Below are 16,670 nucleotides of genomic sequence, written 5' to 3' on the forward strand. Positions count from 1 at the left end.
CAACGACTTATGAGACACGCCCAATGACCTCGCTTGCCCTTCCCGCCGGGCTGCGCGTGTTCGAGCGCGGCTGGCTCTCATCGAACAACGTGCTGTTCCTCGGCGATGCGCCGACACTCGTCGATAGCGGCTACGTCAGCCATTCCGAACAAACGCTGGCGCTCGTCGCGCATGCGCTGCCCGAAGGCCAGCCGCTCGCGCGCCTGATCAATACGCATCTGCATTCCGACCACTGCGGCGGCAACGCCGCGCTACAGGCGCGCTACGGTTGCCGCACCTGGGTGCCGGCGGCCGAGGCCGATCCGGTCCGCCACTGGGACGAGCGCCGCCTGTCGTTCGAGGCGACCGGCCAGCAATGCGCGCGTTTCACGTTCGACGACACGCTCTCGCCCGGCGACACCGTCGCTCTTGGCGATCATGAATGGCTGGTGCTTGGCGCGCCGGGACACGACCCGCACGCCCTCATGCTCTATCACGCCGCCGACGGCATCCTGATTTCCGGCGACGCCCTGTGGGAAAACGGTTTCGGCGTGATCTTCCCCGAACTCGATGGCGAGTCGGGCTTCGCCGAGCAGGCCGCCGTGCTCGACCTCATCGAACAGATCGACGTCTCGCTGGTCATTCCCGGCCATGGCAAGCCGTTCGACGATATCGACGGCGCGCTGGCCGCCGCGCGTTCGCGTCTGGACTATCTGCAAAGCGATCCCGCCCGCAATGCGCGCAACGCCCTCAAGGTGCTGATCGTTTTCCGGCTGATGGCCGAGGGGGAGATGACGGGCGCCACGCTCAAGGCAACGCTCGACACGGCGCGGGCGTGGCGCAATGCGGCGGCGATGCTTGCCCCGCCGTCGGGCTGGCCGGCCCTGCTCGATACCCTGGTGGCGGACCTCGCGAAGTCGGGTGCGCTGCGCTACGTGAGCGAGACGGACACCTTGCATGCCGTCTGAGCACGCTTTGCATGCGGGTGACGTCGGCAAACCCCACTGGCGAGCGCGAAAAAAATAACGCCGCTTACCGTTGACGGCAAGCGGCGTTTGAGGACGTGACGTGCCGGACGAGCACTGCGGTCGCTAACGCGGCGCTCGTCCTGCGACACCATGTTGCCGATGTCCCCTGGCACGCGTTTTCATCGTAGTCAGCCCACGCACGCCGCCCAAGAGGACTTTCCCTGATACGGGAGCCGTCGCCCGGCAAGAACCGAAGCTTTCTTCGAGTGGCCGCCCGTCGGGCAACGTCGGAATCCCCCTATAATCGAACGACCGTTCGCGAATGTGCTTCCCCTTTCGGCGGCAGGCATCCGGCGCCGTCCGATGGGCGAGACGGCACGCAACGCGCGCCGCTTACCGAACGTCCTGATCCAGGAGACTTCATGGCCCTTCCCAAGATTCTGCAAAACCTGGCGCTGCCTGTGGTGGCCTCGCCGATGTTCATCGTGAGTTATCCGGAGTTGGTGCTCGCGCAGTGCAAGGCCGGTATCGTCGGCTCGTTCCCCGCGCTCAACGCGCGCGAGCCGCAGATTCTCGAAGACTGGCTCGCGCGCATCACCGAGGAGCTGGCGTCGTACAAGGCGGCGAATCCGGAGGCGGTCGTCGGCCCGCTTGCCGTCAACCAGATCGTGCATCAGTCGAACCAGCGGCTCGAACACGACGTGCGCGTGTGCGTCGAGCATCGCGTGCCGATCTTCATCACGAGCCTGCGCGCGCCGCCCAAGGAAGTGCTCGACGCGGTGCACAGCTATGGCGGCATTGTGCTGCACGACGTGATCAACCTGCGTCACGCCAACAAGGCGCTCGAAGCGGGCGTGGACGGCCTGATCCTCGTCGCGGCCGGCGCCGGCGGTCATGCGGGCATGCTTTCGCCGTTCGCGCTGGTCGGCGAAGTGCGCAAGATCTTCGACGGCCCCCTCGTGCTCTCCGGCTCGATCGCCAACGGCGGCTCGATTCTCGCCGCGCAGGCGATGGGCGCCGACCTCGCTTACATCGGCACGCGCTTCATCGCGTCGACGGAAGCGAACGCGAGCGACAACTACAAGCAGGCCATCGTCGACGCCAGCGCTAACGACATCATCTACACGAACCTCTTCACCGGCGTGTCGGGCAACTACATCCGCCAGAGCATTCTCAATGCGGGGCTCGATCCCGACAACCTGCCCACTGCCGACAAGTCCGCGATGAACTTCTCCAAGGCGAAAGCCTGGAAGGACATCTGGGGCGCGGGTCAGGGCGTGGGGTTGATGGACGATGTGCGCCCGGCGGCACAGATCATCGCGCGCCTGAAGCAGGAGTACGACGACACGCGCAAGCGACTGGCAGGCTGACCGACCGCGTTCATTTTGGCTTGAATTGGGATTGAATTCGGACTGGAGCGAAGTCGATCGGAGGTGATCGATAGCGCCCGGCGACGCGAGACGCGCGCGCTCGCGTCGTGCACGACCGGCGGGCGACGGGGCATGACAGGCCATGAGCGACCATGAGAGACCATGACTGCGCCTGACGCGATGTGATGCGATCTGACGGGTCGACAAAAAATCGACAACGCGCCCGGCCGAACCGCAAGCGTCGGCCCCCCCGGCAATGGCAATCTCCTCCCCCCGGCTGAGGCATCGCAGACGACGGACGCTGCGCAAGCCCGGCCTGTTCTCCGGAGGTCTTCCCATGCCCCACATGCCGCACCACCACCGCGCGTTTGTCGCCACGCCCCGTTACACGCTGTCACACACCGCCGACACCCATCGGCATGCGCATGAGTTTCCCCATCGTTTTCGTGGCTCGCGCGCCACGCAACGCGCGAATTCCGTCAGCGCGCGCAGCACGCCACGCCGCTCGCAACACGCCCGGCATGTTGCCGACCATGCCCCGCAGCGCACGACCGTATGGCCCGCTATCCTCGCGCTCGCCGTGGTCTCGAACCTCGTCGCTCCCACGCTCGCATCGCCCGCGGCACGGTCAGCCTCCTCATCGCCATCAGCACGGTTTCGACGCCCGGACACCCCGGACGTCACCACACAACGCAGCGTCGGGGACGACGTCAGGATCGTGCCGGTGCGGCGCATCGCCATCAAGACCGATTACCCGTTGCCGGATCTGATGAGAGCGATCGGGTCGGCGGGTGCGCCGTTCCGCCATCTCGGGCAGTCGATCGACGACTTGCACTTCGCCGTCAGCGCAGAGGCGATCGACAAAGACACGCTGGCCACGATGCAGCGCGTGGGCGACTTCGTGGATCTGGTCACGGGCCTCGTGCCGTCCGTGCAGCGACTGCGCATTCCGGGATACGCCGCGGATCTGGCTGCGGACGCCGCACAGGGACAGGTGCCGGCGGCCGAACGCATCGCGTCCCTGATCCAGATGAGCGATCCGCGTTCGCTCGGTCTGCCGGATTCCATGCACGCCGGCGTCGCGCCCCGCGATACGGCGACGGGAAAAGCGTTCCCGCCAGCGCCGGCTTGGGATCACGGCCTTGTCGAAGCGCCACCCGCGCCTGCCGACGCGGTTGCCCTCAGCGAGCCCGACGGCAGTCATGCCGGGCATGCTGACCCCGCAGACGCGCCCGACACCCCCGCCGACGGCGGCGTTGCCGACGCGGTACCGGACACCGCTCACGACACACGCGCCGCGCCGCCGGCAACGTCCGCGCGCCCCCGATACATCGAGGGAGAGCGCGAATTCCTCGCGGGTTACGCGCAGCACCTGCCACCGGCATCGCGCCCACCCGAGTCGCACAGCCGACTCATTCTCGTCGATGGTCATCACTATCTGCGCGGTGAGGCCGGCGATTACCGCGTGACGCGCGCAACCGGCGCGCCGGCAATGTCCGGCGTCGAGCACTGGCTTGTCGACGCGCCGCGCGGCAGCCGCGCACAGGTCCCTGTGACGTACGACCCGCGAACCGGCACGTGGCGTGCGGAGCGCGCATTGCGCCTGTGCGGCGGCGGTTGCGGCCCGAGCCGCGAGTCCACCCCCGACAGCGTCGGCATGAGTCTGAATCAGGTCGCAGACGCGATCCGTCACATCAAGCATCCGCAGATCAGGAAAGCCATCCTGCTCGCGTACGACGACCTCAGTCGCATGCATCTGATGCGCACCAACCGGGAAGACCTGCGCGCGATGCGCGACAACTCGATTGTCGAACACCGCCGGGTGCTGGTGCCCCAACTCATGCGTCTCGATCCCCATGCAACGCTGTTCGAGCAACAGCGCGAAGCGGCGACCATCACGACCATCCATTACGACAACTACGCCGAGACCGGCTTCTACACGCTCAGCCCCGAAGCGTTCTGTCAGGAGAATGCCGAAATCCTTTTCCACTACCTCCTGACACGTGGCGTGCCCTCGCATCACATCCGCATGATTACGGTGCGGCCGCAGGGGCATCCGCCACACGTCATGGTGCTGTACACGGAGTCCGATCAGTTCATCGATCTGTTGGAACTGAACACGCCGCAGCCGCCGGTGGTCGGACACGTCGACGGTATCAACGGGGAGAAATTCACGGCGGCCGTGTTCCTGACGCGAGACTCCACCGTTCTGCTCGATCCGTGGAGCAGGGTCAAAGCGTCGTCGTTCAGGAGCGCCGACGACATCGAGGAGCTGATGGGCATGCTCGATGTCGCGCTCGCCGACGCCGGGCACCGGCAAGGCAATCCGTTCGTCGTGTCTGTCACCCGCCCCTATCCGGCGCCGCGCGAGCGGGTTCACCTCGTCAGGCAGAGCATCGCGAGCTTGCGAAAGGCGGCGAAAACGCAGGCGATGGCCGCGCAGGCAGGCTCAGCGGAATCGGGACACGTGGCCGCTGAATCCTCTGCATCTGCCGAATCTGCCGACTCCGCCGAATCCACCGATCGCCGGGACGACGCACCTTCGTCGTCATCCGACGACACCATAGGTCCCTCCGTTTGATGGCCAACCCGCCAAGCGACGACAGGCGAGCGGCCACAAAACGACAATCGCTCTGACCGATACGCAAGCCCGCTGCATCGCAGCGATGGCAGTCTTCTCATCCCGGGCCACAGGAACACCCGCGTTTGCACCGCGCCGCGTTCCGTGGTCCCCACTTCGGGAGAAGGCGCCATGCCGCACGTCTCGTATCACAGCATTCGGCACACCACGCCGCACTACGGGTTGTCACACGCGCGACAGCGTCGCGAGCCGTCCGCCGGCGGGCCGGACGGATTCACCGGCACGTTTCGACGTGCAGGCCGCCGGATCGATATCCCGCATGCCTCTCATCGCGACGCCGGACGATCCCGGCGTACCCGCGGCAACGCGAATGCGACGCGACCCGGTGGCGGATGGTCGGCAGCACTCACCATTCTGCTCGTCGCCAATCTCGCGGCGCCGGCGGCCGGTGCGATTCCCCGACGCAATCTGGTCGCCGATCCCAACGACGAGGACTACTCGCTGCCTCACATTGCGCCGCTCGCCACGCACGCGCGGCCAGACGCCCATGCCATCGCGTCTTCGAGCACCACGCCCGCGTCGGAAGACGTCGATATCCGTCCCGTCGAGTACACGCGCTTTCGTTCCGATTACACGTTGATGGACATGCTGCGAATCGTGGCGGCATCGCGCTCACCGTTCGAGAAATTCGGCGAGTCGCTAAGCGACGCCTACGCAGTCTTCACCGGCGACGCGCCCGCGCCGCAAACCCGGCGTGCCATTGCGCGCAGCGGCAGGATGCTCGACATCGGCACGGGGCTCGTGCCCCAGGTCCGCATGTCCCGGCTGCCGGGCGACATCTCGCATGTGGCCGTCGAACAGGTCGAAGGACGTGCGCCGGGGGCCGACGACATTTCAACGCTGATGCAGGTCCTCGACCCGCGCACATGGCGCGCCGATAGGCCGACGGAATCCGTCGTGATACCTGTCGCGCCCGAGGCGCGGCAACCTCCGGGCGACATGCGCTCCGAGGCCGGGATCGACCGGATGCCGGCCGAAATTCCGCGCCAGCCCGACGACACCGTGCCGGTCGAAACAATGGTTCATCTCGCGACGGACAACGCCGCGCACGACGCGGAGAATGAAGCGCCGGATGAAGCGGAGAATGGCATCGCCAACCCCGCAACGAACGACACGCCGTCAGTCGCCCGGGTGCCAGAGATCGACGCGATCGCACGCATCCCGCGCATTACTGGCGAACACGACCATCTCGCCGGCTACGCGCAACCGATCCCCGCTGAACGACCGTCTGCCGATGCGGATTCGCAGGACGCCATTCAGGCGGCATTCGGCAATCTGAGCAGCTTGCGGCTGCTGCGCGGCAACCGCGCGGATCTGCGTGCCTCGCGCGATTACTCGATCGTCGGCCATCGTGCAGCGCTACGCAAAGCGATGCGTAACATCGACCGCGACGCACCCTTGCTGCAACAACAACAACAGCAAGTCGCCGCCGCCACGGCAATGTACTACTCCGACAATCCGCAGGCCGAGGCCTTCTGTCAGGAAAACGCCGAGATCCTGTTCCATCTGCTGCTGGAAAGCGGCGTGCCCGAAGACCGCATTCGCATGATCACCTTCCAGCCGCAGCATCGCCCGGCGCACGTGATGGTGCTGTACACGGAGTCGGAAACGTTCATCGACATGCTGCACGTCGCCACCCCGCAGCCACTGATTTACGGGCGCCCCGACGGCATCGGCGACCGCATGTTTTCGCGCGCCATCTTCCTCACCCGCGACACGACATTGCTGCTCGATCCGTGGAGCCGGACGAAGGCCACCGGATTCGCGGGAACGAGCACCGATCGCGACGTGCAGCAACGGCTCAATCGTGTGCTGGGCGCACTCGGGCATCGCGATGGACATCCTTTCGTCGTCTCGATCACCCGTCCGTTCGGCACGCACGCGCCCGGCTCGCGTCTGCGCAGCACCAGCAGCTCGGGCAGTCCCGGCAGTCCGGTGAGCCTCGGTAGCGAGAGCAACGGCAGCGTCTTCGATCCGCCGACGCCGCAAGACCCGGACGCCGGCCCGGACCTGACGTCATCGTCCGACGACACGCCGGAAGACGGCTTCTGAAGTCTCCACGACGCCTCGACTTCGCCCCGCCTGCGCCTCGATGCGGCGCGCGGGGAAGCTCCCTCGCCACCCGGCCTCACCGCTGCATCGGCGATTCTCCGGAGACGTTTCCATGCCATACGCTTCACATTGCCGTGCGATCCCTGCCACGCCACGCTACGGCATGACGCCGTGCGCCCAGACCACGTCTGCGCTCTTACGCGCCAGTCCCGGTCTGGCGCATTCGTTTCGTCGTGCACGGACTGCACGTACCACATCCACCGCATGCACCGCCCACACCCCGCAAATCGCCACGGAGCGTCAGCCACCGAGCGCAACGCGCCATCGACAGGACACGGGGCCGTCACGTCGGGCCCAGGCGGTGTGGCCCGCTGCGTTCGCAGTGCTCCTCGTCGCCAATATGATGCCGCCGGCAGGTAGCGGCCTGCCCCGGGGCGTGCTCCGGCAGTCGCCCGATGTCATCGACACGGCGCCGGGATTCGACGCGAGCCAGACACACGCGAACGCGCCCAGCGTCAACGTGTCGTGGAAAAGCGGCGCCGGGGACGTCGTTGCGATTCACCCCGTGGAAAACCGCGTCATCAAAACCGATTACACCCTCTCGGAGTTCCTCTCCGCCGTCGCCGCTTCCAGTGCGCCGTTTCAGAACGCCGGCGATGCCCTGCTTCAGATGTACTCGTTAGTGACCGGCGAGACGGTGGACACCGACACGTACAAGACACTCGAACAATGGACCGAAGCGCTCGACTTCGCGACCGGACTGATCCCGGACGTCGGTCTGACGCGCATGCCCGGCGAGGCGGCCGGCATCGCAGCCGACCGGATCGAAGGCCGCGAGACGAGCGTCGAGCGTCTGGCCGCCATGGTGCAGTCTGCCGACGCCCGTAACTGGAAGAGCCGCGGAATCGTGCAGGCGCGTCCCGACTTCCGCGAGATGTACAAGCAACGCTATCCGGAGCGCTTCGCTGCGCGGAAGAAAGCGGCGCGCGAGCCTGCCGACCCGCAACGCGAGCCCCTCGCGACAAAGCCGGAAGGCGCGATCGCGACTGTCGACAATCCGGGCGGCGTCGCGCACTCGTCGCGTGCGACAAACGTCGCGCCGCCGGCGCTGCCGACCGGGTGGCACATCGAGGGCGAACACGAGCATCTGAACGGCTATGCGCAAACGCTGCCGCAAGACCGGCTGCCCGCCGGGCACACCGACCGTCTGGTCATGGTCGACGGATCGCATTACCTCAGAGGTGAGGCGGGCTATTACCGGGCCATGCGCGGGCGAAGCATCGATCATTGGCTCGTCCTGGCGCCACGCGGGAGCGGCCACGCCGCGCAAGTACCGGTCATTTACGACCCTGTCACCGGCAATTGGCACGCGGAAAAGCCGTTGCGGCTTTGTGGCGGCGGCTGCGGATCGAGCCGCGAAGGCACGCCGGACAGCATCGCCATGGACCGCGACAAGATCATCGACGCGCTCGCGCATTTGCGTGACGACAACGTGCGCGAAGGCATCCGCTACGCGTTCAACGACCTCAGCCTGCTGCATCTGATCCGCAGCAATCGCCCCGATCTGCATAGTCTGCGCGACAACTCGATCATCGATCACCGCGCGGCGTTGCGCGCCTCGATGAAGCGCATCAGGCGCAACGTGCCGCTGATCAAGCAGCAGGAAGAGGCCTCATTGATCACGACGATGCATTACTACTGGAATCACTACGGGGAAGCGTTCTGCCAGGAAAACTCGGAGATCCTCTTTCACTATCTGCTCGCGAACCGTATTCCTCCCGATCGCATTCGCATGATCACCGTCCAACCGAAGAACCGGCCGCCGCATGTGCTGGTGCTTTACACGGAGTCGGAACGTCTCATCGGTCTGCTAGAAGCGGCCACGCCGCAACCACCGCTGAACTTCGAACCCGACGGCATCAACGACATGCTGTTCGCGCGCGAGGTCTATGAGTCTCGCGATTCGACCGTACTGCTCGACCCATGGAGCCGCGCGCGCGCCACCGCCTTCGTGAACGCCAATCATGCGGTCGATCTGGTCGACACGCTCGACGCCGCCTTCGCGGACATCGGCCATCGGCCCGGCAGCATGTATCGGGTCTCCATCACGCGCCCGCTCGGCACGCGTCGGGAGAGTGCGACCAGCCTGGGCAGCACGGGCAGCAGCCGAAGCGGGAGCAGTGTCGGCCTGTCCAGCGGTACGAGTAGCACGAGCGGCACAAGCGGCACGAGTGGATCAAGCGGCTCGACCAGTTTGGGCAGTGCGTCGGCGCACATGCCGGGCCCGGCGAGCGCTTCGAAGTCCGGCGGCGTTGCGGGCAACTCCGGTACGGGCGTGATGGTGTAACCGCCCGGCACCCGCCGACATCCGTCGTCCATGCAGCTTTTCCTTCGGAGATATCGCCATGCCATTGACCGCCCATCGTCGCGCCATCCACATGCCGGCGTGTTACGGCGCACCGCACGCCTCGCCGTCTCCCGCCTCTCATCAACGACACGCCCGCGCGCTTGAACGTCCATTGTCAGGCGCACCGCTCAACACATGCCCCGACACATTCCCCGTCACATTCCGCAGCGCGCGCCCGGCGCACGCCACGCGCGACGCCATCGCTGCGTCGCGGGCGCCCACTTCCCGCCCGCGACGCAGCGACACCGTCTGGCCTGCGGCCTTCGCGCTCCTGCTCGTGGCGAACTTCGTCACGCCCGCCTCGGCGGCGGTGCCGCGAGATTTGCGCCATCGCCCCACCCCCTCGCAAACGCCCGCGCGAAACGACGACGTCCCGGGTGCGTCCGCATGGGAGGCGGTCCATGTCGAGCCCGTCAAAACACCGGCGATCAAATCTCAGTACGCGCCGATCGACTTGCTGCGCGCCGTGGCCGCCGCACGCGCCCCCTTTTCCAGCACGAGCGAGTCGATCTCGGACGCCTACACGCTCCTCACAGGGCACGAAGTCTCACCCGAGGTGCGCAAGACGGTGAAAGACTGGGCGTCCGCCATCGACATCACGACGGGTTTCATTCCGGAAGTCCAATGGCTGCGCCTGCCTGCGGAGATTTCCGACGCCACGGCCGATCGCCTCGAAGGCAAACCCCCGTCCCCCGAGCGGCTGATCGGACTGGTGCAGTTTGCGTCACCCCGCAGCAGCAGCAGCAGCAGCAGCAGCGGTGGCGGTGGCGGTGGCACCCCGACGACGTCTCACGAGACCCCGTTGCAGCCGCCCGTCGCCCACGAGGGACCTTTGTCGGGCGTGTCGGGCGTGTCGGACATGTCGGACTTGTCGGCCTTGCCAGCCCCCTGGCCCATCCCGAACGAGGATCTCGGCATCGTGAGCGTGCCCGACAACCTGTCGAGCGGAGAACCGCCGGTGAGCCGTTTCGCGATACAGGGAGAATTCGAGCAACTAGACGGTTACGAGCAACGCTTCTCTGAGGCGGAATTACCGGCAGCGAAGGCCACGCGTCTGGTCATCGTCAACGGGCATCACTACCTGCGCGGCGAAGCCGGTTACTACCGGGCGACGCCAGGCGTCAGCGCCGATCACTGGCTCATCGACGCGCCACGTCACACGCGTGCGCAAGTGCCCGTCACTTATGATCCGGCGACCGGCGAATGGCGGGCGCATGAACCGTTGCGCATGTGCGGCGGTGGATGCGGATCGAGCCGTCCGATGACGCCCGACAGCATCGCCGGGAGCTACCACGACATCTTCGCGGCAACGCGTCATCTGCCCGATGAATCGGCGCAGGAGGCCATTCAGAACGCATTCGCCGATCTCGGCAGGCTCCATCTCGTGCGCTCGAACCGTCCCGACCTTCGCGCTCTGCGCGATCACTCCATCGTCGATCACCGGGCCGCGCTGCGCACTGCGATGAAGGACATCGACCGTCGCATGCCGCTGGTCAAGCAGCAGCGTCTGACCTCGGAGGTGACGGCGCGTTACTACTATTCGCATCCCTCGGCGGAAGCGTTCTGTCAGGAGAATGCGGAGGTCCTGTTCTACTTCCTGCTGCAAGACGGCATCGATAGCAATCAGCTCAGGATGATCACCGTGCAGCCGAAGAACCGATCGCCTCACGTCATGGTGCTCTACACGGAGTCGCACCGGTTTGTCGAAATGCTCGACGCATCGACGCCGCAACCCCGGGTCAGTCTGCGTCAGGACGGCATCTCGTCGTCGCAGTTCGCATGGGCGGCATACATGACCCGCGATACGACGCTGTTGCTCGACCCGTGGAGTCGCAACAAGGCCATCTCGTTCGCGCGTGCCGACAGTCCGCAGGATGCCGTCGATATTCTCGACAGTGCGTTCTCCGATATCGGTCATCGGACCGGCAGCCCATACACCGTGTCGGTCACGCGTCCGCTTGCGGTGCGCAAGGGCCCGCTGAGCAGCCAGAGCAGCCTCGGCAGTCTGGGGAGCGCCGCAAGCTCGGGGATGTCGGACGCCTCGGGAACATCGGGCATGTCGGGTACGGCCACCGTGTCGGTGTCCAGTTCTGGATCGAGCATGACGTTCGACATGGGGCACGAAGCACGCCGTCACACCCATCCCGACACATCGTGGCGGCCGCCGCGTCCCCCGCCGCAGTCTCCGGCAGTCCCGGAAAACCCGACAACCTGACGCCTCGCGCGCGTCGCCATCTTTCCTTCGGAGACGTTGTCATGCCCTATGTTTCGTATCGCCGTGCCGACGCCGTCGCTCCCGGGTACTCGCTCCCTGCGGCCGTACAACACCGGCTGACGTCTGCTCGCCCCGGCATGACGCCGGGGCGAAACGTTCGCTTTCGCTACACGTTCTCTCGCGCATCGCATCGCCCGCGAACGCGTGTGCAGACGTCGGACGGCGCGTCACCGCCCGGGCCTTCCGCGACGACCGTCTGGCCTGCCGCGCTGGCGCTCATGCTCGTGGCGAACCTCGTCCCGCCTGCGGCAAGCTTCGTGCCGAAGACGTCGCCGCGATGTGACGATGCCGCCCCCTCGGGAGAACGCCACGACGATTGCTCGCGCGCTCAGGCGGTAACGTCGGAAAGCGTCGCCAGCGTCGACAGCGACGCCGATGTGATCGCGCAGCCCGTTGCTCCGCAAGTGTCGATCAAACGCGGGTATACCTCGCAGGACGTGCTGAGATCGATCGGGTCGGGCAGCGAACCCTTCAAGAATTTCGGCGAATCGGTGGCCGACATTTATGCGTTGCTCACCGGACAGGAATTCAGTCCGCAAACGCGCGAAGACATCGAACAGCGCGCGCACCTGGTCGATATAGCGACCGGGTTGATACCGGAGGTCGCGATCCTGCGGGTGCCGTCGGAAGTGACGGATGTCGTGGCCGACGGCATCGAAGGCAAGCGCATTTCGACCGATCGCATCGTCTCGATTCTGCAAAGCGCGGACCCACGGGTGATGACGCGTGCGCTCGGCAACGCCATTCGACCGGTTCGTCCCGCGCCTGCCGTTCGTCCGGCGCTTCCTGCCCCCCCTGCACCCCATGCACCTCCTGCACGTCCGGCACCTCCCGGGCGGGCTGTCCTGCCGGGTCGGCAAGGTGCGACGGGCCGCGCCCCGCAGACGACACCGGACAAACCGGTCGGCGGCGGCGCGTCGCATCACCTCGAACAGGCCCCGCAGAAAACCGTCGACGCCGTCGACCGGAAAGTGGCGTCAGGCGTTCGGGAACTCGCCATGGAAAACGCTGGCATCGACGACGACGCGTCGGCAGAGGCCGGCGTTGCCGCCGAGTTGCCTGCGCCGCTGACCATCACGAGCGAGCACATCTATCTGCAAGGGTACGCACAACCGCTTGCCTTGGAGCGGTTGCCCGCAGGCGGCGGCGGGCGGATGGTTGTCGTCGACGGGCGCCATTACCTGCGCGGAGAGGCCGGTTACTATCTCGCAACCCGCAGTCATAGCGAGGACCACTGGCTCATCGACGCCGCGCAGCACCCGTTGGCCCGGGTGCCGGTGACGTACGACCGCAAAACCGGCCGTTGGGAAGCCCACGCGCCGCTGGGTCCGTGCAGCGTCGGAGACCGCCGGGCGACGGCACCCGACAGCATCGCCCTGAATCGTCATGACGTCGACGCCGTGCTCAGCCACTTGCGCGACGACGACGTGCAGAACGCAATCGCCGGTGCGTACGCCGAGGTGTCGCGCATGGCGCGGATGCGCAGCGACCGGGCGGATCGCCGTGCGCATGACGTGTATGACGCGCGTGGCACATATGGCACATATGACGCGTCTGACGAAAGCGCCATCCTCCGCCATCGCGACGTCGTTCGCGTCGTGCTGGAACACGCCCCACCCGGCGCCTCGTTGCTCGACCGGCAGCGCCTCGCCGCGTTCGTCACCGCCAGTCATTACCGGCTGAATCCGGCCGCCGAAGCGTTCTGTCAGGAAAACGCCGAGATCCTGTTTCACTTTCTGATCGAAGGCGGCGTGCACGGCGAGTGCCTCCGCATGATCACCGTGCGACCGAAGCATCGTGCACCGCATGTGCTCGTACTTTATACGGCATCCGAAGAATTGATCGACGCGCTCGAACTCGCGACACCCGTCGATGCCGAAGGCTCGGGGGGCGACGGCTTGGGGGTCGACGGAATTACGGGCACCAACTTCGCCGGGCTCATCATGAGCGCACAGGACTCGACCGTGCTGCTCGATCCATGGAGCCGGGTAAAGGCCGTCGGGTTCGCGTTGACGAAAGACCCCATGGAAACGCGAAGCGTACTCGACGCCGCCTTCGCCGACATCGGCCACCGGCCGGGCGAAGCGTACACCGTGTCGCTCACGCGCCCGGTCGGCCCTCGACGCCGCCGGGCAGGCCGCGCGGGGTCGCCCCCTGGTTCCGCCAGTCCCTCTCGCTCGCAGGGCTCGACGAACGGTTCGACACGCGTAACGTCGAGCGAGGCGACAACCGGCGGCTCGACCTCGGGATCGTCGAGCGGCTACGGTTCGTCGCGTTCGCCCGACGCTGGGGACACTGGGGATGCTGGGGACACTGTGGAATCGGCGGCATTTGTGGAATCGACCCGTCTGCCGCCAACAAGCGCGGGCGAAGCCGTACGCCGCGCTTGAGCAGGCATGCGTACGACACAGGTGCTAACCCCTCTATGGGCGCGCATCGACATCCCTTGGCGAGAGCCTGCGACAGCTCGCGGCCCCCGTCGGGGCGCACCGGCGCGCCCTGCACGCGCCGGTGCCGGATCGCGATCAGTACGTGTAGACGCCGCGTCCCGTCTTGCGCCCCAGATAGCCGGCGGCGACCATCTCCTTGAGCAGCGGGCATGCGCGATACTTCGAGTCTTCGAACTCCTCGTAGTAGACGTTCATCACCGACAGGCACACATCCAGACCGATCATGTCGGCCAGCGCGAGCGGCCCGATCGGATGATTGCAGCCGAGCTTCATGCCTTCATCGATTTCCTCGGGCGACGCCAGATTCTCCGCGAGTACGAAGAACGCTTCGTTGATCATCGGCACGAGAATGCGGTTGACGACGAAGCCCGGCGCGTTCTTCACCGTGATGGGCGACTTGCCGAGCGCACGCGCCAGCGCATCGACACGCGCGTGCGTCTCGTCGCTCGTCTGCAAGCCGCGAATGATCTCGACGAGCGCCATGAGCGGCACCGGATTGAAAAAGTGCATGCCGATGAACTGCTCGGGCTTCGCGACGATCGCGGCCAGCTTCGTGATCGAGATCGACGACGTGTTCGACGCGAGAATCGCGCCGTCCTTCGCCACACCTTCGAGTTGCTTGAGGATCTTGACCTTGAGGTCGAAGTTTTCCGTGGCCGCTTCGATCACGATGTCGGCGTGGGCGAGCGCGGCGTAGTCGGTCGACGTGGCGATGCGTGCGAGTGCGGCATCCTTGTCGGCGGTCGTGAGCTTGTCTTTCTTGATGAGGCGATCGAGGCTGCCGGCAATCGTCGCCACGCCTTTTTGCACCGCCGCGTCGCTGATATCGACCATCGTCACCGGCAGTCCCGCTACCGCACAGGCCTGTGCAATGCCGTTACCCATCGTACCTGCGCCAATGATGCCTACGTGTTGAATCGTCATGTCGTCTCTGCTCCGGTTGTGGTGATTGGTGGCGGAAATACCGTCTTGCGCGGTGCACAAATCATAGCGCGGACAGGTCGAATCGGTGACACACGAAACCGCTGTGCGAAACGCTTCGCGCAGCGCCTTCAATGACATCATCGGTTGGCGTCTTCCATTGCATCGTCATCGGCACCCTCGGACACACGGACACCCGGACGAAAAAAGGGGCAGACACCGAGTCTTCCCCTTCTCATTACCCTGGTCGCCGCGCGTCGGCGCTACGTGCAATACGCGCGCCCCAGCGCGATCAGAACTTCATGCGAACGCCGCCGCCGAACGTGTCGCCGCCCGAGAGCGTGCTGACCTTGTCGTTCATGTACGCGGCATAGATATCGGTGCGCTTCGACAGGTTGTAGTCGTAGCCGAGCGCCCACGTCTTGCGGTTGACGTTGCTTGCGCCCGAGCTCTTGGTGTACGCGTACGAGGCGAGCACCTGACCGTTACCCAACGGCACCGACACACCGAGCTGGCCGCCGTTCTCCGATACGCCACCGCCCGTGACGTTGTTGCGGATGTACTGATACTGGCCGAAGAGCTTCACGACCTGAAGGTCGTACGTCGCGCCCAGTTGCACGGCCTGCTGACTGCGGAAGCCCGCCATGCCGGCGAGGTCGTCCGGTTGCGCATCGAACTTGACCTGCTGGTAAGCGACGGTCGCGGCGAACGGGCCGTTGAAATACAGCGCCGACGCGCTCCATTTGTTTTGACCGGTTTCACCCGCCTTGTTGCCGAAGGCATACGACACGCTGCCCGACAGTCCCTTGAAGTTCGGTGTCGTGTACATCACGGCATTGCTCCAGCCGGAGTCGCCCACGATGCCCTGACCGGCCTGCCCGACGAAGGTGTGGAACACCATCGGGCTGAAGGTGTACGAATCGACGAACGGGTTGAACAGAATCGTCGAGACGAAGTACGACGTGGTCAGACGGCCGATCGTGACCGTGCCCGCCCTATTCGATTGCAAGCCGACGTAAGCGTTGCGCGAGAACATCGAGTCGCCCTGGAAGCGGCCGTACTGACCGTTCTGCGGACGGAAGAAGTCTTCGAGCACGAACACGGCCTTCAGCCCGCCGCCGAGGTCTTCGTTACCCTTCATGCCCCAGTAGGACGTCGACATGCCGCCGCCACCCTGCGTCCAGGCGCGATTCTCGCCCGGGTTCTTGACGGCGCCCACCCAGGCGTCGACCTGACCGTACAACGTGACGTTCGATTGTGCGATTGCCGATGCGCTCATCGCGCTCATGCAGGCGCCCAATACGACAGCCCCGCCAATGCCCTTGGCCATACTGCGCTTCATTGACTTCTCCTTGATTTCTATCTTTTGTGTGCCTGTTCCCGCCCCGCGCGGGACCTGCCGACGCCCGTTAGAGAAGCGCCTCCCTGTGAAAACGGCCGTGATTCTCGCATAGCCGCACCATGCGCAGAAAGGCCGGAACCGCCAGGAAAAAAACACCTCACGAAGTGGCCGGGAAATGGTGGGGAGCCAAAAATCGGACGGCCACCCGCGCCACAGTTAATCTCGGTATAACAGGATCGATATAATGTGCACGTCCCAGGGTTAG

General features: G+C 65.7%; 9 protein-coding genes. 7 read left to right on the forward strand and 2 right to left on the reverse strand.

Annotated elements, in window-relative coordinates; all coding sequences use genetic code 11:
• The first annotated feature begins 23 nt into the window (after positions 1-23).
• From PAN31108_RS03605 to PAN31108_RS26285, 7 genes are all read left to right on the forward strand, one after another.
• Complete coding sequence (locus PAN31108_RS03605) at positions 24-947, forward strand: MBL fold metallo-hydrolase (RefSeq protein ID WP_150667531.1); 924 nt, start codon at positions 24-26, stop codon at positions 945-947.
• A gap of 422 nt (positions 948-1,369) precedes the next feature.
• Positions 1,370-2,317, forward strand: a complete 948-nt coding sequence (locus PAN31108_RS03610; RefSeq protein ID WP_150667532.1) for an NAD(P)H-dependent flavin oxidoreductase — start codon at positions 1,370-1,372, stop codon at positions 2,315-2,317.
• Between the two features lie 337 nt (positions 2,318-2,654).
• Positions 2,655-4,898, forward strand: a complete 2,244-nt coding sequence (locus PAN31108_RS03615; RefSeq protein WP_150667533.1) for a hypothetical protein — start codon at positions 2,655-2,657, stop codon at positions 4,896-4,898.
• A 171-nt stretch (positions 4,899-5,069) separates the two neighbouring features.
• A complete protein-coding gene (locus PAN31108_RS03620; protein ID WP_150667534.1) occupies positions 5,070-7,010 on the forward strand; it encodes a hypothetical protein in 1,941 nt (646 codons plus the stop codon).
• A 112-nt stretch (positions 7,011-7,122) separates the two neighbouring features.
• Positions 7,123-9,357: a hypothetical protein gene (locus PAN31108_RS03625; RefSeq protein WP_150667535.1), complete on the forward strand. Its 2,235-nt coding sequence runs from the start codon at positions 7,123-7,125 to the stop codon at positions 9,355-9,357.
• Between the two features lie 58 nt (positions 9,358-9,415).
• Entirely contained in the window at positions 9,416-11,632 is a 2,217-nt protein-coding gene (locus PAN31108_RS03630; RefSeq protein WP_150667536.1) for a hypothetical protein, read from the forward strand.
• Between the two features lie 41 nt (positions 11,633-11,673).
• Positions 11,674-14,082, forward strand: coding sequence for a hypothetical protein (locus PAN31108_RS26285; protein WP_174994835.1), 2,409 nt, complete (start codon positions 11,674-11,676; stop codon positions 14,080-14,082).
• A gap of 135 nt (positions 14,083-14,217) precedes the next feature.
• Here PAN31108_RS26285 and PAN31108_RS03645 read toward each other — a convergent pair whose 3' ends face one another.
• Positions 14,218-15,066, reverse strand: a complete 849-nt coding sequence (locus PAN31108_RS03645; protein WP_150667539.1) for a 3-hydroxybutyryl-CoA dehydrogenase — start codon at positions 15,064-15,066, stop codon at positions 14,218-14,220.
• A gap of 289 nt (positions 15,067-15,355) precedes the next feature.
• A complete protein-coding gene (locus tag PAN31108_RS03650) occupies positions 15,356-16,405 on the reverse strand; it encodes a porin (RefSeq protein ID WP_370819564.1) in 1,050 nt (349 codons plus the stop codon).
• Positions 16,406-16,670 lie beyond the last annotated feature (265 nt).

Origin of the sequence: Pandoraea anhela (genome assembly GCF_902459655.1) — a bacterium.
GTDB classification, from domain to species: Bacteria; Pseudomonadota; Gammaproteobacteria; order Burkholderiales; family Burkholderiaceae; genus Pandoraea; species Pandoraea anhela.

Excerpts from the sequence above, each read along its gene's own strand:
- PAN31108_RS03605 (WP_150667531.1), top strand. The coding sequence starts at position 24 with ATGACCTCGCTTGCCCTTCCCGCCGGGCTGCGCGTGTTCGAGCGCGGC.
- PAN31108_RS03610 (WP_150667532.1), top strand. The coding sequence starts at position 1,370 with ATGGCCCTTCCCAAGATTCTGCAAAACCTGGCGCTGCCTGTGGTGGCC.
- PAN31108_RS03620 (WP_150667534.1), top strand. The coding sequence starts at position 5,070 with ATGCCGCACGTCTCGTATCACAGCATTCGGCACACCACGCCGCACTAC.
- PAN31108_RS03650 (WP_370819564.1), bottom strand. The coding sequence starts at position 16,405 with ATGAAGCGCAGTATGGCCAAGGGCATTGGCGGGGCTGTCGTATTGGGC.
- PAN31108_RS03625 (WP_150667535.1), top strand. The coding sequence starts at position 7,123 with ATGCCATACGCTTCACATTGCCGTGCGATCCCTGCCACGCCACGCTAC.
- PAN31108_RS03630 (WP_150667536.1), top strand. The coding sequence starts at position 9,416 with ATGCCATTGACCGCCCATCGTCGCGCCATCCACATGCCGGCGTGTTAC.
- PAN31108_RS03645 (WP_150667539.1), bottom strand. The coding sequence starts at position 15,066 with ATGACGATTCAACACGTAGGCATCATTGGCGCAGGTACGATGGGTAAC.
- PAN31108_RS26285 (WP_174994835.1), top strand. The coding sequence starts at position 11,674 with ATGCCCTATGTTTCGTATCGCCGTGCCGACGCCGTCGCTCCCGGGTAC.
- PAN31108_RS03615 (WP_150667533.1), top strand. The coding sequence starts at position 2,655 with ATGCCCCACATGCCGCACCACCACCGCGCGTTTGTCGCCACGCCCCGT.